Here is a 19,248-nt window from a genome sequence, read left to right on the forward strand (position 1 = left end):
TCAATGAGTGGGTCATTATCTAGTCAGGGTCCGCTTGCGCCCCCCCGGCGCGCACCGGTTTCTCCCCGCCCCCTCATCCGCCGAGCGCCCTCCCATGACTGTCAGCACCTGGAACATCGACGCTTCCCACTCGTCCGTCCTCTTCGTCGCGCGCCACATGGTGGTGGCGCGAGTCCACGGTCGCTTCGAGCGTTTCTCCGGAATCCTCCGCGTGAATCCGGAGCAGCCCACTCAGGGTGAAGTCGAGATGTCCGTGGAAACGGCGAGCATCTACACGGGCTCGTCAGACCGGGACGCGCACCTGCGTTCACCGGACTTCCTCGACGCCGACGCCGCGCCCAAGCTCACCTTTCGCAGTACCAGGATTGAACCTGCGGGCGGTGCCAGCTTCCGGCTCCTGGGCGACCTCACCATCCGCAATGTCACGCAGCCGGTGGCCTTCGACGCCCGGCATATCGGCACGTCGAAGGACCCGTGGGGCAACTCGCGGCTCATCTACTCGGCGCGCACCACCATCAACCGCACCGACTACGGCATCCGCTGGAACAAGACGCTCGACAATGGCGGCTGGCTCGTCAGCGAGAAGATCGATCTCGAGCTCGACATCCAGGCCATTCCCGCGACGGCCTGAGCCGGCCTCAGGGCGCGGGCAGGAAGTCCGCGTACACGGCGGCGTGGTCCGACCCGCCATAGCCGCCCCGTGGGTCCCTCGCCGTGCGGAACGAGCCGGGCACATACGAGCCCCCGCCGCGCGCCAGGTACAGGTGGTCGATGGCCTGGAGGTCGCCGTGGTAGGTGTACGTCCACGTCTCGCTGGCCGGCCGGTCGCTGGAGACGCGCAGCAGCGCGCCGTCGCGCTCCAGCGCGGTGATGGGCTCCGAGCCCGGTACGTCGTTGAGGTCTCCCCCGAGGACAATCAGCGCGTCTGGAGCCGCCTGGGCCGTGCTCGCGACGATGTCCCGCGTCGCCACGGCCTCGGCGAAGCGGCGTCCGGCGTCGTCGTTGGACTTGGAGCGGAAGTGCGCGGAGAAGACGATGACTTTCTTCCCGTCCACGTCCAGGTGGACCTCCAGCAACTCGCGGGAGAACCGGGTGGCGGAGCCATCCGGGCGCCACAGCGTGCGTTCCCGATGCCCGCGGACGTCGGTGATGGGGTGAACGGAGAGAACGGCCACGTCCACGGACGCCGCGGCGCCCGTTTCGCCCAGCTCCGAATAGCCGAAGCGGGGGAGCCGTGACGTGAGCGCGTCGAGCGAGGCCTGGGTTTCCACCTCCGCCAACAGCACCACGTCGGCGTTCAGTCGCGAGATGGCGGACGCGAGCCGGTCCGCCTGGAGGCCGAACTCGGAGGGGGTGGGCAGCGCCTCGTAGTTGCTGCCGCCGCACTCACCGGAGTCGCACACCGTGTCAAAGAGCCGCCGCAAGTTGAAGGCCGCGATGCGCACGCTGCCTTCAAGCGCGGTGTCGGGCGGTTGCTGCGGTCCACAGGCAGCCCCGACACACGGTTCATTCGGCCCCGGTGGTGTTCCACGCCCCTCGCAGGCGGACAGCGACAAGAGGGCGGCCAGCAAGGCCGCGGCGCGGAGGTGCTTGCGGTTCCTCGACGCAGAAGGAAGGGGGCGTGACATGGGGCCGTGAGACTACCCCATCGCGGCCCTGGCGCGGGCAGGCAGGCGGGGCGCAGCGTCGCTAGGAGGCGGCCTAATCTCACGCGCATTACTTCCTGCTGAGCGTTACGGCATGAGAACGCACGGCGGTGGGTTTCGAGATTACCGTACGGACAGTTTGTGCGGAGGGGAGTGCGCGGAATGGTGATCGAGATTCTAATTGGCGCAGCGGTGATGACGCTCATTACCGTGCTCTTCACTGGGCCCGGAATGTGGAGCTCCACCTGGGGCTACCGGAAGAGGGAGGGGCAGGACGCGTCGAGGTCCTCCGGCGCGAAGAACAAGACGCCGTAGTCTCCCGAGCCCGGCGTCACTGGCAGATGCCGGGGCAGTCCTTTGCTCCCGAGCCAGGCGAGCAGGCATCCAACGGGTCGTCCACGCACCGTGTCCCCGTCGACACGCAATCGCCGTGGAACCCACCGCAGCATTCGACGTACCCCCGAGGCACGTCGCACGGCGTCGCGAAGCTCCGGCACTCGGCGTCGCCCGAGGCAGGGCGCGCGAACACCCGCACCTGTACGCAGGCATCACCGTCATCGCCGGAGGTTCCGCTGCAATCCGTGAGGAGCAGCGGGGCCACGACCGCGAGCGTGGCCTTCATGCGTCGGTTCATGTCCGCTATCTGGCCAGGGCTGGCCCGCGCGTCCAGTCCCCCCGCACCCAAGGTGTCAGGAGGGTGAAACGCGGGGCGCGTGTCACTCCACCAGCAACCGCTTCACCGGTGCGGGGTCCACCGCGACCATCAGCGGCCGGGTGAAGTTGCTGAACGACACCAGTGCCTGACCGGGGGCCAGCCGCGACACCCGGTTCCAGAGGCTCTCGTCGATGCTGCCCGCGGTTTTCTGCATGCGGGAGATGACAGAGCTGTCGGCGATCTTGTGGATGACGAAGTTGTTGATGAGGCCTAGCACCTCGTTGGGCAGGTGCTGCGGAAGCTGGGTGACGAAGACGAGCCCCATCCAGCGCTTGCGGCCCCGCTTGGCAATCTTCGCCACCTGTTCGAAGAGCACGGGCATCTGGGCAATGCGGTTCGCGGAGAGGAACTCGTGGGCCTCTTCGATGATGATGAGGACCGGCGTGACCGATTGGTCCTTCGCGTTGGCCCGCTCGTAGCGTCGCTCCTGTGCTTCCTGGAGGCCTCGCAGGATGTCTGCGATGACCAGGTTGTTGAGCTGTGGTGAGTCCGTGTCCGACAGGTCGATGACGGAAACGCGCCCGGGTGTGAGCATGGACTCATAGGCCACGCCTTGCTCGTTACCCACGTCGAAGATGCCCAAGCGCCGCAGTCGGTGGAGTTTGCTGGCCAGGGCCTTCCAGCTGATTTCGTGCCGGCTGCTCTGGGCCATGACGCGCGCCATGACCCGGCCGAAGTTGCTCTTGAACTCTGTGCGCAGCATCAGTCCGCGCGATGGCGCCTTGGCAGTGACGTCCGGGTCGGCCTCCGCGTCGTCGTTCTCCTCGAGCAGGGACGCCTGCTTCCGAGGGGTGGCGCGTGACTTGCCACGCGTCTCTGATTTGCCTTCGTCACTGAGGCTGTAGATGTACGCGCTGACCACGTCCAGCACGTGGTCGATGGTCATGTGGGGAAAGCCCGTGGACAATTCGTCCACGTCGAGGACCTGGCGGCGCTCTTCTTCCGTCTGCGGGTAGATGTTGAAGTCTTCGAGCAAGAGCTTGGTGACGTCGTAGGCCTTGAGGAACCGCTCCTGCTGTGCGTCCGACATGTCGAGAATCTCCGCGAGCGCGTACGGAGACAGGCTGGAGAACTTGAGCGAGAACGCGTGCTTGTTCCGGTGTCGTGGATTGAGGCTGTCGCGCCCGGTGAGGTGGTGGATGTGCAAGTCTTTGACGCCCTGCGGGCGCTGGCCTCGCCGCCTGAGCGCCTCGAGCATGGCGGCATGGTCGGTGGGCTGGTCCACGTGCGTGTATTCACCCTCCACGTCGAAGACGATGGTCGCGATGCCCTCCGCTTGGGCTCGGTGGATGAGCGTGGCCACCGTGGTGGACTTGCCGCCGCCCGTTGTTCCGATGATGCCCGTGTGGCGTGGAAGGATGGATTTGTCCCGGGGATTGAGCCGGGCCTCCATCTTTTCGTACCCGACCACCAGCCCCAGGCACATGTCGCCGCCGACGCCCAGCACGCGAGCGCTCTCCGCCTCGTCGAGCAGGAAGACGGGGCTCTGCGGCCGGGGTCGGAAGCGGGGAGGCTTCAGCGTGCCTTCGACTTCCTCTCCGACAATCTCAATCTCCGCACGCCCGTGATAGTCGAATGTGTACGCCAGCTTCTTGCCGTGGGTGACCACGCCAATGGCCATGGTGGAGTTGGCGGGCACCGCGTTCGGTTCCGCGAAGGGACCCCGCACGACGACGCCCAGGTAGGCGCGGTTGTCCTCCCTCGACCTCACCCGGACCAGCGTCTGGGACGCGAGCAGGTGCAAATCCTCACGCGTGAGCAGCACGGTGATGAGGTTGTCCTGGCTGGATGTGACGTCGAAGTGGGTGAAACCCACCGCCGCTGCCAGCTCTGGATCCACTTGGGGACCGGTATGGGCCTGGTTCCTGAGTTCGTCGAGCTCGCTCAGCGTCTTTGGTGGGGTCGGTCGAACGACCTCACTGTCAGGCTCCCGCGGGGACACGGGCCCGGGGGCCTTGCCATTCATGACCGGTGCTGCCGCCGTGGGGACAGCGCGGTGCTGACCATTCTTCCCGGGCGGCGGCCGGCCAGGGCCCATGCCCGGCATGGGAACGGGGCGTGGGGGACCGTTGGTGGGCCTCGCCTCTGGCCTGAACGGTCCATTTCCCGCCGCGCGGTGGCCGGGCGGTGGATCGCCCCAATTGCCTGGATCCTCCGACACGTCACCAGACCGGGTCGCAGCCTGCCCTGATGCGGCGGGTTGCCCCCGGAAAGTCCCGGCACCCGGCGCGCGTTGCCCCCTGCCGTCGTCAGCCATGTTCATGGTCCCCCTGGCCTAATGGCGCTTGGTGTGCTCGTTGAAGAACTCGAGGTTGGCTCCTGCCTGGGCATAGGCGTCATGAACGAGGCCCATGAACCCATCCTCACCGAAGGCGCTCCGGCACGACGCTTCCGCGACATCGAGCAGCATGGGGAATCCCCGATCGGGCCGGAGGATGCTGTCGGCCATGGCGACTCGCGCCGCGAGGTGGACGTGGTCGCGATGCGCATAGAATGAGCGGGGAGGGGTTCGCTCGGATGCGCGAAACACACCAGAGATGACTTCGGGGCAGCATTCCTGCACGAACCTCGCCGCGAAGTTCTGGCTGCGGTCCCCGTATTTCCATTGCTCGATGACCCGCCTCCCATAGCGCTCGAGCGTTTCGAAGATGACGTACTCGCCAGCCTGGAGCGCATGACCAATGGTCAGGATGCCCCGCTCCTCGAGCGTGCTTGGCACGAACACGAACTTCTTCTGCTGGAGGATGAGGCGCCTGAGCACATTGATGGATTCGCGCAGGAGGCTCATGTAACCCGAGCCCGTGATCAGTTCATAAGCGCATGGATTGCCATGCCCGATACGCCACTCCGCTTCGGACTTGTCCACGAGCACGGCCCGTTCGGCGTAGGTCTTGATACCGCGACGAGCCAGTTTGGAAAGCGACCTCTCGCGAGGACTGGCCGACCTGTCCATCCGCTGGTCGATGCACGCGAGTGCCTCTTGAACTGGATTCGAACGCTGGTCCGACATCTCCTTCCGGAACAGTCGCTGAGAAAATGTTCCGCTCGTCCCTCCGTAACCCACAGCGGCGATTCCAATCTGGGTGATTCCAATTGGCAGGCTCTCGTGACTCGTCGAGATGCTGTTGACGGCCTCCACCTTCCCAGAGAAGAGCAGGCTCTGATGGACCGTGGCCAATTCTTCGGGCGTGGCTCTGTAGACTCCAGCCTCTTTGGCACCACCGCGAGAGTTTGCGGAAATTTTTGGAAGGACTTGTTGCCGGATGATCTTCTTCACGACGCCCTCCTTGTCCACGGCACTGGCGATTTCCTTTCGGAACCGTGCCATGACGCTCTCCAGGTCGAGCCCCTGCGACCATGTGTCGAGGTTGAGCGTCGTCAGCAGATCCTCTCCAAACGCGTCGACGAAGTCGTCGTCACCGACGAGATCCGCTCCGTCTTCGGCGTGAAAACCACCCGCCATGCCTAGCTCCTGTCTTCGCCAAGAAATTCGATGATGGAGAATCGCTGGGCGCGCTCCTGTCGCATGAGCGCGCGGGCATAGCCCCTGGCCTTGTCTTCAGGGAGACCGAAGCGGCTGGCCAACCGCAGGATGCCGTCTTCTTCTGGGGTGTTACGGAGCATCCGCCGCACGAGCTCTGCTGGCGCGAGGAACTCGAGCGCAAGCCGGTCGGCTCGCCGTTCGGCTTCCGCAATAGCTCCAGAGGCAAGGTGCCCGGACGGGTTCCTGTCCATGAGCTTGACCTGGACGCCCAGTGGGACCTGTCCGAAGACCGAGGACAGTCTTTCCTCCAGGCTTGCGTTTCGCTTTCCGTCGAGGACGGGGAGGATTCCTTCTCCGAAGTAGCGCAGGGCTCGCTCGCGGGGAATCACGTGGTCGAGCACGAAGTGCGCGACCTCATGTGCCACGGTGAAGCGCTGTTCATCCTCCGAGTCACCGGTGTCGTGGAAGAGCAGGGCGCTCCCTTTCCAGGCGACCATGCACCCGTATAGTTCCCGGTGGGTGTCGGAGATGGGATGCGGAACCTTCCGCTTCGATGTCCACGCTGCCACGTGCGCTGTCGTGAGCCTGGGGATGGGCACCGTCTCCACGGACAGTTGGTAGGGGGCGTCTACGGCCAGGTCGCGTGGATAGGAAGTGCACTCCTGGAGCCCACTGATGGCCATGGCCTCATCCAGCCAACGACCCATCATGGAGTATCCTCATCGTCACGAATGCGGTCCCTGGCCGCGATTTGGATGCGACTGGCGCCGGTCATTGCCTCGCCTTCGTTATCGGATGTCAGGGCGTCGATGACCTCGACGTGTCGAAGCACTCGGACCAGGACCCGCTCGTTGACCGCGAAGCGCTGAGCGACCGCGATGGTCTGCCTGGCAAAAGAAGCGCCAACGGGGCGTCGGCAGAGGGACAGCCAGTGGAACTCTTCCAGCGAGCAACCCAGTTGGTTCGCGAGGTCAGTGGTGGTGATGCCTTCAATCGCGCGGTAACGCTCGAACGCATGGCCAAGCATCCAGGCTTTCTCTGTGCTCCGCCTGGACGCAGTCTCAAGCCAATCAGGATTCGTCACCGAAAACCTCCCTTCCAAACCGCACCAGCCACTTCATGATGCGGTCACGGTTGCGCTTCACTTCGCGCTGGATGTCGACTGCGGGGAGTGCGCTCAGGCCCAGCACTTCGGCAAACTCCTGGGTCGACCGTTCCCCTTGGAGCATGAGTTCGAGGAACGCGCGGTCCACCGGGCAAAGGTCGGATTGTTCGATGCGTTCCACGATTCGCTTCACCTCCGCGGATTGCTCCAAACTGACTTTCGGAGACCACCCTGGAAGTTCGACAAGGGCGCCGAACTTTTCTTCACGCACCTGGCGCCTCGTCGCCGAGCGCTGCCAGTCAGTGACCGTGTTCTTCGCGGACTGGGTCAGGTAGGAGAACAGGCGACCCCGCTGAGGGTCGAAGCGCTCGGGCGCCTCGAAGTAGTCGATCAACACGTCGATAGTGGCGTCACGGGCATCTTCGTAGGTGCAGCCGCGGGCGCGCTTCACGGCCCCGATGATGGGGTCGGCGAGGGCCGCAAACGCTTCCGAGGTCGCCACCGACTCTCGCTGGAGGATGCGCGCATGCAACGCGACGTCCTCGTCTCGTGTTGGAATTCCCATCCTGACTCCTCATCGGAAGTTTCCGTGGACGCGCTCAATACGTGCGCGCATGTGCTCCTTCGGAGCCGCACTGGCGAGTTCGACGGAAACATGCATCTGCGCCACCCAAATGGTTCCTGGCAGGCGAGCCGCGTGTCTGTACCTCCCGGGTGGTATGTTCATGGACGGTAATGCAGACAGTGGAGCCAATGCACCTGGGCTCCGTTCGTTGGCTTGGACGAGTCAGGTTTGCCAACGGCGCAGGTCGTCGCGGACTCGGCGTCTGCGAAGACACCCTGCTTCAGCGTCTGATGTTGTGATGCACTGCGTGGTCTCCTGCCATCCCGGTCGGAGGGGAGCGGGGGCTTCGCGAGACACGGACTGTTCAGGAGTTCTGGCGCGCGTTGCCCATACCACCCAGGTGGTAAAGACAGACCCATCCCTCAAATGCACTCTTCGGGGCGGATGCTGGCGTTGTCCGATGCAACCCAGGGCGGCTCGGGGGGACGTTCCGGGAGCGCGGCCGACGCGGGGAGCGCCGTCAGGCGCGGCAGCACGTTCCTTCGGGAGACGGGGCAGGGGGCTGCCCGGTTCCGGACGCGGGTGCTGCCGGGGCGAGGTGCTGGAGCCGGGCGGCCTGGAGCAGGAGGCCGCCCGGCGTTCGGCGTGAGGTGGAGGTGCGATCCATCCCCACCTTGGTGACGCATCTCAGCAGCCCAGGTTGCCGCCAGGGCTCACGCCGAGCATGTTGGTGAAGCGCTGATAGTTGTTGATGCGACTCTGCACCTGGCCCGGATTGCCACCATTGCACTCCAGCGAGCCATTGATGGTGCGGATGGTCTCACCGAAGCCGTGGCCGTCGACCATGGCGCGGTGGGCGGACATGGTTCCGGCGCCGGCCTGCGTGGTCCAGAACCAGAACGCGGAGCGCCATGCGGCGTTGGCGTCCTGGGCCAGCAGGTCCGGGTTGGTGTGAAGCGGCAGCCCCAGCGCGGCGCCGGCGGCGCAGTAGTTGCCGTTCCAGGACAACTGGATGGGCCCACGTCCGTAGTACTTCTTGCCCGCGACGCAGTAGCAGCCCGGCGGACCCCATGCGCCGCAGTAGTCACCGCGATTGATCTCCTCCACGTACACGTAATCGCCCGTCTCATGGGCCGTGTTGGCGAAGAAGGCCGCCACCTCGCGCTTGCGCGTCTCCAGCGAGCCCGTGTTGGCGAAGGCCGGGAAGGTGTTCGCGGCGGCAATGAGGCTGCTGTACGTGTAGAAGGGGTTCCGGTTCGGGAACATGGCGTTGAACGTGGACTCGCTCAGGATGGCGGCCAGCCCCGTGCCAGGGTTGCCACCGCCCCCGTCGATGCGGTCGAACGTCCATCGCTGGTTCGTGCGCTGCTCGTAGGGGTACTGCACCAGCTCCGTGCCGTTGGCCGTGTTGCCCCAGTACACGTCAATGGCCATGTCCGTGTGACGCGCGCGGATGCTGAACTCGCTGCCCACTTCCTTCACGAAGCGGAACTGCTGGTTCGCTCCGCCGCCATAGCCCCACTGGTGGACCAGCGCGTTCGCCGCGGTGCTCGCCTCCTTGATGTCGAGCGCCTTGTTGCTGTTCACGTTGATGATGCTGAAGTAGCCCCCGGACGTGGGCGTGACGCGGAAGCGCTGCGCATTCGTGTCGTTGCAATCCCATTGCTGCACCTTGGCGCCGTCCGCCGTGCTCGACGAGGCGACGTCGATGCACTTGTTCGTCATCACCGAGCGGATGACGTAGGTGCCTTCGGTGATGGTGTCGACAATGGCGGCGCCTTCCACCTGGCCCACCGGTTCGAGGGCGGCGGGCGGTGGCTCGGCGCCGCCACAGCCTCCCAGGGCGCTCAGGCCCCCACAGATTCCCAGCAGGGCCAGACTGCGTGACACGAACTTGCCGGACATGCTTGTGCTCCTTGCGGTCGAGGGTTTCTCGGGCGCGCCACGCCTGGGGCGGGCGGAGGCCTTGGCTCCGGGGGCCGGAGCCGCAAGGACTGTACGGCAATCGGTAAATCGGGAATAAGCTGAAGGTGTCGCCGGGCGCGAAGCGTTGACGAGCGGACGCGCCGCGGCGGCTCAGGCTTGCTGTTGCGCCGTGGGGACAGCCTGGGGCAGCAGCGCGTCCGGGAGCTCGTCTTCCACGCCACGTACACGCGGGGAGGACGCGGTCAGCATGACGCAGCCCATCAGCAGGAGGCCCAGGACGACGTAGAGCAGGGCGATGCCCCGGCCCGGGCCGGTGCCCAGCACCTGGCCGAAGGTGTTGGCCAGGGCGCCGTCCGGCGCCATCCAGGGGTCGAAGACCTTGTCCGTCAACGGGCCCGCGAGCAGTGCGGCGATGGGCGGGGCGACCAGCGCGAGCATCCGGCGCGTGGCGAACACCCGTCCCTGGATGGCGGGAGGCACCTTGCTCTGCCAGATGGCCTGCGAGCAGCCCATGGCCACCGGCGCGGTGAACATGAACACGAAGGCGGCGCAGGCGACGACGAACACGCTGGCGGGGAGCGCCGCGGCCAGCAAGGCCATGCCCGCGACGAGCTCCGCGCCCAGCACGCCCTGGATGCGCCGCTTCGGGCCGCCCCAGACGCCCATGGTGATTCCACCCGCCACCATGCCGACGCCGGAGCAGGACACCACCAGGCCCAGCGTCGTCGGGTCCGTGAAGCTCAACACCAGCGGGGTGATGAGCACCGTCACCAGCACGGAGACCAGGTTGACGGCGGAGCTGAAGCCCAGCAGTCCGAGCAGGCCGGTGCGCTCGCGGATGAAGCGCCAGCCCAGCGCGATGTCCGTCCACAGCGACTTCCTGGCCTCGGTCCGCGCGGCGTCCGGTTCGGGCTGGGGGATGCGCACGCTCAGCAGCGTGGCCACCGCGAAGAGGAAGGTCGCCAGGTCGATGAGCAGCACGCCTTGCAAGCCCATGCGCACCACCAGCACGCCCGCCATCGCGGGGCCCAGGAGCTGACCCGCGCTCATGGCCAGTTCCACCATGCCGTTGGCCCGGCCCAGGTTCTGCTTGGAGACCAGCAGGGGCGTGGTCGTGGAGAAGGCCAGGATGCGGAAGGTGCTGAAGGCGGCGCTCATCGCCAGGGGGGGATAGAAGTGCCAGTTTTGAAGGGGCCACAGCCCGGCGCGGTCCGCCGCGACAAGGCACCACATCAACCCGATGGCCGTCATCGCGCCCAGGTCCGCCAGCAGCATCACCCGCTGACGGTTGCTGCGGTCCACCATGGAGCCCGCGACGGGCGCGAGCAGCACCATCGGGAGGAACCCGAAGAAGGACGCCAGCGAGTACTCCGTGACGGAGTCGCTGTTTTGGTAGACGTAGACACCCACCGAGAACTGGGTGAGTCCCGTCCCCAGCGATGAGATGAGCTGACCCAGCCAGATGAGACTGAAGACCCGGGCAGGGTTCGTGACGACGTTCCTGCTTGAGAATGCCATGCCGTCAGCGGGCCTTCCGCGGGCGTGCGCCGCTCGGTGTCAGATGCATGGCTAGAGTCTTCGTGAGCACGGCCAGCGCGTCTACCCGGATACCGCGTTCTTTTTATCAGGAACCGCTATCGCTGTAATAATCGATCTTATCGTTTATATGGACAAGCAGGCAACGGCGGTGGCACAAGCTGCGCTGTATCAAGGGGGCGGGCTCAGGCGAGGTACGAGCGTGCTTCCTCTTCCGGGCGAAGCGGCATGCTGTCTCGGGGAGCCTTGGCCGGAAGATGTTTGCCGGGGGGTTCTTCGTGCTCAGCCGGATGTCGTGGCCGCGTGTCAACCCGGGCCGTGTCCAGCGCAGGAGAAGACATGACCGAGCACATCGAGCCGCGAGCTCACCGTTTCCCCACTCTGGTGGACGTGTTGTGTCAACGCGCCGAGTCCCAAGGCGACGCGCTGTTGTATCGCTTCCTGGAGACAGGAGACGTGGACGGCCCGGTGGAGGAGTGGACCTACCGGCGGCTGGATTCGCGGGCGCGATCGCTGGGGACTCGGCTGCGTGCCCTGGGCGCGCAGGGGGAGCGGGCGCTGCTGCTCTACCCGCCCGGCCTGGAGTTCGTCGCGGGCTTCATGGGCTGTCTGTATGGCGGTGTCATCGCCGTGCCGTGTTACCCGCCGGACCCCACGCGGTTGGATCGCACGCTGCCGCGCCTTCGCGCCATCGCCCGGGACTGTGGCGCGCGCTACGTGCTGACGACGAGCACCATCCTGGAGATGGCGGAGTTCCTCACGCCGCAGGCTCCCGAGCTGGGTGAGCTGCAGTGGATTGCCAGTGACGCGGTGCTGGAAGCCGAGGCCGCGGACTGGAAGCGCCCGGACCTGACGTCCGAGTCGCTGGCTTTCTTGCAATACACGTCGGGTTCCACGGGCAACCCGAAGGGCGTCAAGGTCAGCCACGCCAACATCCTCCACAACGAGTCGTTGATTACGCGTGACTTCGGGCTGCAGGCGGAGCGCTCGGTGGGCGTGGGCTGGTTGCCCATGTTCCATGACATGGGGCTCATCGGAAAGGTGTTGCAGCCGCTCTACCTGGGCTTCCCGTGCGTGCTGATGTCGCCCATCGCGTTCCTCCAGCGGCCCTTGCGCTGGCTGGAGGCCGTCTCCCACTTCAAGGGGACGGTCAGTGGTGGACCCAACTTCGCTTACGACCTGTGCGCGCGAAAGGCCCGCGCCGAAGACGTGGCCCGTCTGGATTTGAGCCACTGGGACCTGGCCTTCAACGGCGCGGAGCCCGTGCGGCGCGAGACGATGGAGCGCTTCGCGGAGACGTTCGCGCCCGCTGGCTTCCGGCGAGAGGCCTTCTATCCCTGCTACGGCCTGGCCGAGGCGACGCTCATCGTCAGCGGCGGCGTGAAGGGAACGCCGTGTGTGCAGGAGCGCTACGACACCGGCTCGCTGGAGCTGGGGCGCGCGAAGCCCGCGTCCGACGCGGCGGAGGGGCCCACGGCGCGCACGCTGGTGTCCTCGGGTCAGGGCGCGCCGGACCAGCGGCTGCTCATCGTGGACCCGGAGACGCGGGTGCCTCGGGCCTCGAACGAGGTGGGTGAGGTCTGGGTCGCTGGCCCCAGCGTGGCGGGTGGGTATTGGGATCGTCCGGAGGAGACGGCGCATGCCTTTGGTGCGCGGCTCGCCAACGGCGAGGGGCCCTTTCTCCGCACCGGTGACCTGGCGTTCCTGTCGCCGGAGGGTGAGCTCTTCATCACCGGCCGTCTCAAGGACCTGCTCATCGTCCGGGGCCGGAACCTGTATCCGCAGGACCTGGAGATGACCGCGGAGCGCGCGCACCGCGCGGTGCGTCCCGGCTGCAGTGCCGCCTTCTCCGTGGACGTGGAGGGGGAGGAGCGGCTGGTGGTGGTCTCCGAGGTCGACGTGCGCGAAGGCTTCGACGGCGCGGCGGTGGTGGGCGCCCTGCGCCGCGCGCTCGCCGATGAGCATCAGGTGCATGCGCACACGGTGGTGCTGCTCCAGGCCCGGAGCATTCCGAAGACGTCGAGCGGGAAGATTCAGCGCCGCGCCTGTCGTGATGGATTCCTGGCGGGCTCGCTGGAGGTGGTGGAGGTGTCGGGCGAGGAGGCCGCTCCGGTGCCGGAGGCGGTGCCTTCCACGCCGTCCGCGCCCCTGCGCGAGCGCCTGGCCCTGGCGTCCGAGGAGGCCCGTCCGGCGCTGCTGGTGGACTTCCTCCGCGTGGAGGCCGCGCGGGTGCTGCGCACGGCGCCCGCGTCCCTGGCGCCGGAGACGTCGCTGGCCAGCCTGGGGCTCGACTCGCTGATGGCGCTGGAGCTCCACGGCCGCCTGGAAGAGGAACTCGGTGTGTCGCTGCCCGTGGCCTTCCTCTGGCAGCACCCGACGCTGGGGGCCGCCGCCGCGCATCTGGTGGACGCGTGGAAGGGCTCCGCCGCGCCCGCCGCGCCGCCGCTGAAGGCCGGCTCGCTGGATGGAGAGCTGCCGCTGTCTCCCGGTCAGCAGCGCCTGTGGTTCCTGGACCGGCTGGTGCCGGAGAGCGCGCTGTACAACGTCCACTTCCAGCTCCGGCTCTCTGGGGCGCTGGACGTGCCCGCGCTGGAGCGTGCGCTGCAAGGGCTCCTGTCGCGTCACGCGGTGCTGCGCGCGGCCTTCCCCGAAGTGGAGGGCCAGCCGCGCCAGCTCCTGCCGCACCTGCGCCCGCTGGACGTGGCCCGCGAGGACCTGCGGGCGCTGTCGCCCGCCGAGCGTGACGCGCGGCTGAATCAGCTGGCCCGGGCCCAGGGCGAGGCGCCCTTCAATCTGTCAGAGGGCCTGCTGGTGCGTGCGGCGCTGGTGGCGCTGGAGGATCAGGAGCACGTGCTCCTGATGACCCAGCACCACATCGTCACCGATGGCTGGTCCATTGGCGTCCTGGCCCGGGAGCTTGCCGCGCTGTACCGCGCGGAGGTGGCTGGCGCCGCCGCGTCGCTGGGCGCGCCCGCCTTGCAGTACGTGGACTACGCACGTTGGCAGCGCGGGCTGGACGGCGCGCTGGACGGGCAGCGTGCCTACTGGGCGCGGAAGCTGGAGAACCTGCCGCGCCTGGAGTTGCCCACGGACTTCCCGCGTCCCCGGGAGCCGGGCTTCCGCGGCGCGCTCCACCGTTTCGCGCTGCCGGCCGAGCTGGTGGATTCGCTCAAGGCGGTGGGCCGGAGCGAGGGCTGTACCTTCTTCGTCACGCTCGCGGCGGCCTGGGCGGCGCTGCTGCACCGCTATAGCGGTCAGGACGACTTCGGCCTGGGCACCATCTTCGCGCAGCGGGACCGGGCCGAGCTGCGTGACGTGGTGGGGTTCTTCGCCAGCACGCTGGTGCTCCGCGCGGACGTGTCTGGCGCGCCCCGTTTCCGGGAGCTGCTGGGCCGCATGCGCCACACGTTCCACGAGGCCCTGGCCCACGCGGACCTGCCCTTCGAGGAAGTGGTGGGCGCGTCGCGCGCGGTCCGTGGCGGCGACAACCCGCTGTTCCAGGCGAACCTGGTGTTGGAGAGCCTGCCGCCGGTGGACATGGACGTGCCGGGCATGCAGTGGCGCCCGGTGCTGCCCGTGCCGGACGGCGCCGTGGAGGGCACGGCGAAGTTCGACCTGCAGCTCGCCGTCGTGGAGACGCCGCGAGGGCTGGAGGGCGCGCTGGAGTACCGCTCGGACCTCTTCTCGGCCGAGACAATGGCGCGGCTCGCGGGACACCTGGAGGCGTTGCTGAGGGGCATCGTCGCTGCTCCGGACGCACGTGTGGAGGACCTGCCGCTGCTCGACGAGGCGGAGCGCCGTTCTCTGCTGGAGCGCTGGAACGACTTCACGGCCCCGCTCTCCCAGGACCCTTCACACTGCATCCACGCGCAGTTCCGTGAGCAGGCCGCCCGCACGCCCGACGCGGTGGCGGTGGTCGCCGAGGACGGGACGCTCACCTACGCGGAGCTGGCGCGCCGTGCGTCCGCGCTGGCCTTGCACCTGAGGGGCCTGGGCGTGGGCCCCGAGGTGCGCGTGGGCCTGTGCGCCGAGCGCTCAGTGGAGATGGTGGCGGGGATGCTCGGCATCCTCGAGGCGGGCGGCGCCTATGTGCCACTCGACCCGGACTATCCCCGGGAGCGGCTCACGTACATGCTGGAGGACTCGGGCGCGCGCGTGCTCGTCACGCAGTCCCATCTGGCGGGGACGCTGCCCGTGGCCGGCCTGCACACCGTGCTGCTGGATACGGCGGAGCCCTACGCGGCGACGCCAGCGTCACCGCTGGCCCTGGGGACCACGCCCGACAACGCGGCGTATGTCATCTACACGTCGGGCTCCACGGGACGGCCCAAGGGCGTGGTGGTGCCGCACGGGGGCGTGGCCAACTTCTTCGCCGCCATGGACGTGCGCGTGGGCCACTCGCCCGCGGGCGCCTGGTTGGCCGTCACCAGCATCTCCTTCGACATCTCCGTCCTGGAGTTGCTGTGGACGCTCACCCGCGGCTTCAAGGTGGTGGTGCAAGGGGAGGGGGCCTCACTCAAGGCGCCCGCTCGCGCCGCGGGGGCCCGGAAGCGCCCCATGGACTTCAGCCTGTTCTACTTCGCGGATGACGCGGAGGTGTCGCGCGGGGAGAGCAGCTACCGGCTGTTGCTGGAGGGCGCGAAGTTCGCGGACACCCACGGCTTCGCGGCGGTGTGGACACCGGAGCGCCACTTCCACGCCTTCGGCGGCCTGTACCCCAATCCCTCCGTGGCGGGCGCGGCGGTCGCCACCGTGACGAAGCGCGTGGCCATCCGCGCGGGCAGCGTGGTGCTGCCACTCCACCATCCCGTGCGCGTGGCGGAGGAGTGGTCCCTGGTGGACAACCTGTCCGGCGGACGCGTGGGCATCTCCGTCGCTTCCGGCTGGCATGCCAATGACTTCGTCTTCGCGCCGGAGAAGTACGAGAAGCGCCGCGAGCTGATGATGGAAGGCATCGACACCGTGCGCCGGCTGTGGCGTGGGGAGACGGTGCGCTTCCCGGGCGGTGGCGGCGCGCAGGTGGATGTGAAGCTGCGCCCCCGTCCCGTGCAGGCGGAGCTGCCCGTGTGGCTCACCGCCGCGGGAAACCCGGAGACGTTCATCACCGCGGGCCGGCTGGGGTGCAACATCCTCACGCACCTGCTGGGGCAGACGTGGGAGGACCTGGAGAAGAAGCTGTCCCTCTACCGTCAGGCCTGGCGCGACGCGGGCCACGCGGGCGAGGGCCACGTCACCCTCATGCTGCACACCTTCATCGGCGAGGACATGGCGAAGGTGCGCGAGGTGGTGGAGCAGCCCTTCCGCAACTACCTCAAGAGCTCGGCCGACCTGATGCGGGGCCTGGGGAGCACGCTGGGCATCGACATGGATTCGGCCACGGAGGCGGACCTGGACCGGCTCGCCGGCCATGCCTTCGACCGCTACTTCGAGACGAGCGGCCTGTTCGGCACGCCGCGTTCGGTGCGCGAGCGCGTCGGGCAGCTCCAGGCCCTGGGCGTGGACGAGGTGGGCTGCCTCATCGACTTCGGCATTCCCGCCGACACGGTGCTGGCCAGCCTGCCGCTGCTGGACGAGGTGCGGCAGCGCTGCGTGCGGGACAGCCGCCGCGCGGGCACGGCGAAGACGATTCCCGAGCAGCTCCGCGAGCACGGCGTGACGCACCTGCAGTGCACGCCGTCCCTGGCGCGCGCGCTGCTGTCCGAGCCCGAGTCCGTGGAGGCGCTGGGCGGCCTGCAACGGCTGATGGTGGGCGGCGAGGCCCTTCCAGGCGCGTTGGCCGCGTCCCTGCGCACGGCGCTGCCGGAGTCCGCCGAGCTGCTCAACATGTACGGTCCCACGGAGACGACCATCTGGTCCTCCACGGCGCGCGTGGCCCCGGAGGAGACGGCGGCCGTCGTCTCCATCGGCACGCCGCTGCTGCGCACGTGCTTGTACGTCCTCGACGCACGGCTGCAGCCGGCACCGGTGGGCGTGGCGGGTGAGCTGTACATTGGCGGCGCGGGCGTGGTGCGTGGCTACCTGGGCCGGCCCGAGCTGACGGCGGAGCGTTTCATTCCGGATGCCTGGGCCCGTGAGCCCGGGGCCCGGCTGTACCGCACGGGGGACCGCGCACGGTGGCGGCCCGACGGCACCATGGAGTTCCTCGGCCGTGTGGACCACCAGCTCAAAGTACGTGGCTTCCGCATCGAGGCGGGGGAAATCGAGGCGGCGCTCACCGCCCAGCCCTCGGTGCGCGAGGCGGTGGTGGTGGCGCGCGAGGATGTGCCCGGCGACGTGCGGCTCGTGGCCTACGTGGTGCCCGCGCAGGGCGCCACGGTGGAGGCGTCCGCGCTGCGCGACGCCCTGGCTCAGCGGTTGCCGGAGCACATGGTTCCGTCGCTCGTCATGGAGCTGCCGGCGCTCCCGCTGACGCCCAATGGCAAGGTGGACCGCAGGGCCCTGCCCGCGCCGAGCGTGGTGCGCTCCGCGAAAGCGGCCTTCGTGGCGCCGCAGGGGCAGTTGGAGGAGCAGATTGCCCAGGTGTGGCGCAGCGTCCTCCGTGTGGAGCAGGTGGGCGTGCACGACAACTTCTTCGACCTGGGCGGCCACTCGCTCCTGATGGTGCAGGTGCACACACAGCTCAAGTCCGTGCTGGGACAGGACCTGCCCCTGCTGAAGCTGCTGGAGCACCCCACCATCAGCACCCTGGCGCGTTTCGCGCGGCAGGGGCCCGCGGCGGCGCAGTCCCAGGTGGAAGCCGCACAGGACCGGGCCAAGCGGCAGCTGGAGAGCCTCAAGCGTCAGCGTCAGCGCGCCAGGAAGTAGCGACGCGGGGAACGCGCGGGCTACGCGCGCGTTTCGTTCAGCGCCTGCCGGATGGCGCGTGCCACCGGCGAGGCGTCGTCCTCCGGGCCCTGAACCGCGAAGGGGGCGCGGGACAGGAGCGGCGGCTGGGCCATGAAGCGCGGCCGGGTTCCCTTGTGCGGCTGCGCGGCATGGACCAGGAAGGGGTGGCACAGGTACACGGTGCCGGCCTCTCCCGTGGCGAGCGCGAGCGGCCGGTGGGCTGACACGTCCAACTTCCCGGCGAGCTCCATGAACGTCAACCCCGCGTCTCCCGCGGGGGCCAACACGCGGGCGACGTCCCGGTGGGAGCCCACGCGGATGCGGGTGGGGGCGTCGTCCTCGCCCACGTCGGAGCAGAGGAAGAGCATCAGCAGGGCGCGGCCTTTCGACGCCACATTCACCCGCCAGGAGAAAAACGAGCTCGGGTCGTCACCTGGGAAGCTGGCATCGACATGCCAGCCGTCGTCTCCAGGCGCGTCCGGGCTGGGAAAGCGCACGGGGAAGGTGCCCAGGCTGCCTCGAGGGAGCCAGCGTCCGGGGCCCACCAACTGGTCGAACGCGCCTCGCAGCCGGGGCGTGTTCGCCGCCAGCCGGAAGGGCTCCTGCGCGTAGTCCCCGAGCCGGATGACCGGCTGCTTCCAGGTGGCCGGATTGTCCGGGGCACACCCCGTGTCGCGCCAGAGCAGATCGCGGCACGTGTCCGCCAGCTCGCGGGGAAACGCCTGGTCCAGCCGGACGAATCCACGCTCGATGAACTGCTCCACTTCGCCTGGGGAAAGCTCCATTCGGGTTGCCTCCTCGTGGTCCGGGGCCGGTAGCCCGCAGCGCGTTTCTGTATTGATTTATCATAAGAATTCATGCGCCCGGTGATTGCTTCGCGACGCGGAGCTCGGGGTGCCCAGCAGGTGGAGGCGGCTGGCGTGTGCAGGACACATCCAGGCCATTGCGTTTGCTGGTGGAACCCCCTGGGCATCGGCCCTGGGGGACGCTGGGCGACTGATAGGCTTTATGCTTATGGGTTCTGCGATTTCCCCGGAATGGAGGCGGCGCGCGCTCTGACTGGCGGGTGTGTCATGTCTGGGGAGTGTTTTGTTCGCAATTAGTTCTACTGGGGTCACCCATGTGTTTGCTTCGGGGTTTGTTGATTTTCAAGTCAGGCATGCATCATTGAAAGTCTTGGTGATTGAGAGACATGGGTTGCTCCGTTTGGAGTGTCCGGTTCTCGTGAAAGTGCACGAAACGGCTTCGTGCTGACGGGCTTGCGCCAACGTTAGGGATTTGGCATTGATCCGTTCTTCCTTGTATCGGGTCTATCGAGGGGGAGGCGGACTGCGTCCGTCGTCATCTCGTTCGCCGAGGAAAAGCCCGGCTTTCGAGCGTGCCAGTTAGAGGTCCGAGTGTCGCCACAAAATGGGTTGTCGAAGGCGGGTTTGGCCGAAGTGCGGG

General features: G+C 67.7%; 13 protein-coding genes. 3 read left to right on the forward strand and 10 right to left on the reverse strand.

Annotated elements, in window-relative coordinates:
• Window positions 1–94 precede the first annotated feature (94 nt).
• Complete coding sequence (locus tag F8M74_RS15230) at window positions 95–631, forward strand: YceI family protein (RefSeq protein WP_141253182.1); 537 nt, start codon at window positions 95–97, stop codon at window positions 629–631.
• Between the two features lie 7 nt (window positions 632–638).
• Here F8M74_RS15230 and F8M74_RS15235 read toward each other — a convergent pair whose 3' ends face one another.
• On the reverse strand, window positions 639–1,628 hold the full coding sequence (locus F8M74_RS15235) for an endonuclease/exonuclease/phosphatase family protein (protein WP_141253183.1): 990 nt from the start codon (window positions 1,626–1,628) through the stop codon (window positions 639–641).
• A gap of 180 nt (window positions 1,629–1,808) precedes the next feature.
• Between F8M74_RS15235 and F8M74_RS15240 the strand changes: the two genes are divergently transcribed.
• The gene (locus F8M74_RS15240) at window positions 1,809–1,961 is read left to right on the forward strand and encodes a hypothetical protein (protein ID WP_162295008.1); all 153 of its coding nucleotides are present in this window, start codon (window positions 1,809–1,811) and stop codon (window positions 1,959–1,961) included.
• A gap of 16 nt (window positions 1,962–1,977) precedes the next feature.
• Here F8M74_RS15240 and F8M74_RS15245 read toward each other — a convergent pair whose 3' ends face one another.
• The 8 genes from F8M74_RS15245 to F8M74_RS15280 form a co-directional block, all read right to left on the reverse strand.
• On the reverse strand, window positions 1,978–2,280 hold the full coding sequence (locus F8M74_RS15245; RefSeq protein ID WP_141253184.1) for a hypothetical protein: 303 nt from the start codon (window positions 2,278–2,280) through the stop codon (window positions 1,978–1,980).
• An 82-nt stretch (window positions 2,281–2,362) separates the two neighbouring features.
• Window positions 2,363–4,624 carry an ATP-binding protein gene (locus F8M74_RS15250; RefSeq protein WP_141253185.1) on the reverse strand — a complete coding sequence of 754 codons (2,262 nt, stop codon included), beginning with the start codon at window positions 4,622–4,624 and terminating at the stop codon, window positions 2,363–2,365.
• Between the two features lie 12 nt (window positions 4,625–4,636).
• The gene (locus tag F8M74_RS15255; RefSeq protein ID WP_141253186.1) at window positions 4,637–5,824 is read right to left on the reverse strand and encodes a hypothetical protein; all 1,188 of its coding nucleotides are present in this window, start codon (window positions 5,822–5,824) and stop codon (window positions 4,637–4,639) included.
• A gap of 2 nt (window positions 5,825–5,826) precedes the next feature.
• Window positions 5,827–6,555 (reverse strand): ImmA/IrrE family metallo-endopeptidase, encoded by a 729-nt coding sequence (locus tag F8M74_RS15260; RefSeq protein WP_141253187.1) that lies wholly within the window; start codon window positions 6,553–6,555, stop codon window positions 5,827–5,829.
• The gene (locus tag F8M74_RS15265) at window positions 6,552–6,872 is read right to left on the reverse strand and encodes a hypothetical protein (protein ID WP_141253188.1); all 321 of its coding nucleotides are present in this window, start codon (window positions 6,870–6,872) and stop codon (window positions 6,552–6,554) included. Before F8M74_RS15265 ends, F8M74_RS15260 begins: the two co-directional genes overlap by 4 nt.
• Window positions 6,873–6,915: 43 nt before the next feature.
• Window positions 6,916–7,515, reverse strand: a complete 600-nt coding sequence (locus tag F8M74_RS15270; RefSeq protein WP_141253189.1) for an RNA polymerase sigma factor — start codon at window positions 7,513–7,515, stop codon at window positions 6,916–6,918.
• Window positions 7,516–8,202: 687 nt separating this feature from the next.
• Window positions 8,203–9,420: a glycoside hydrolase family 19 protein gene (locus F8M74_RS15275; protein WP_141253190.1), complete on the reverse strand. Its 1,218-nt coding sequence runs from the start codon at window positions 9,418–9,420 to the stop codon at window positions 8,203–8,205.
• 171 nt (window positions 9,421–9,591) lie between these two features.
• Entirely contained in the window at window positions 9,592–10,959 is a 1,368-nt protein-coding gene (locus tag F8M74_RS15280; protein ID WP_141253191.1) for an MFS transporter, read from the reverse strand.
• 357 nt (window positions 10,960–11,316) lie between these two features.
• Here F8M74_RS15280 and F8M74_RS15285 point away from each other — a divergent pair, with 357 nt between their 5' ends.
• Entirely contained in the window at window positions 11,317–17,781 is a 6,465-nt protein-coding gene (locus F8M74_RS15285) for a MupA/Atu3671 family FMN-dependent luciferase-like monooxygenase (protein ID WP_141253192.1), read from the forward strand.
• Window positions 17,782–17,801: 20 nt separating this feature from the next.
• Here the strand turns inward: F8M74_RS15285 and F8M74_RS15290 are convergent, their stop codons facing one another.
• A complete protein-coding gene (locus F8M74_RS15290) occupies window positions 17,802–18,587 on the reverse strand; it encodes a phytanoyl-CoA dioxygenase family protein (RefSeq protein WP_141253193.1) in 786 nt (261 codons plus the stop codon).
• Window positions 18,588–19,248: the final 661 nt, after the last annotated feature.

Source organism: Myxococcus sp. CA023 (genome assembly GCF_010998615.1).
Lineage (GTDB): Bacteria > Myxococcota > Myxococcia > Myxococcales > Myxococcaceae > Myxococcus.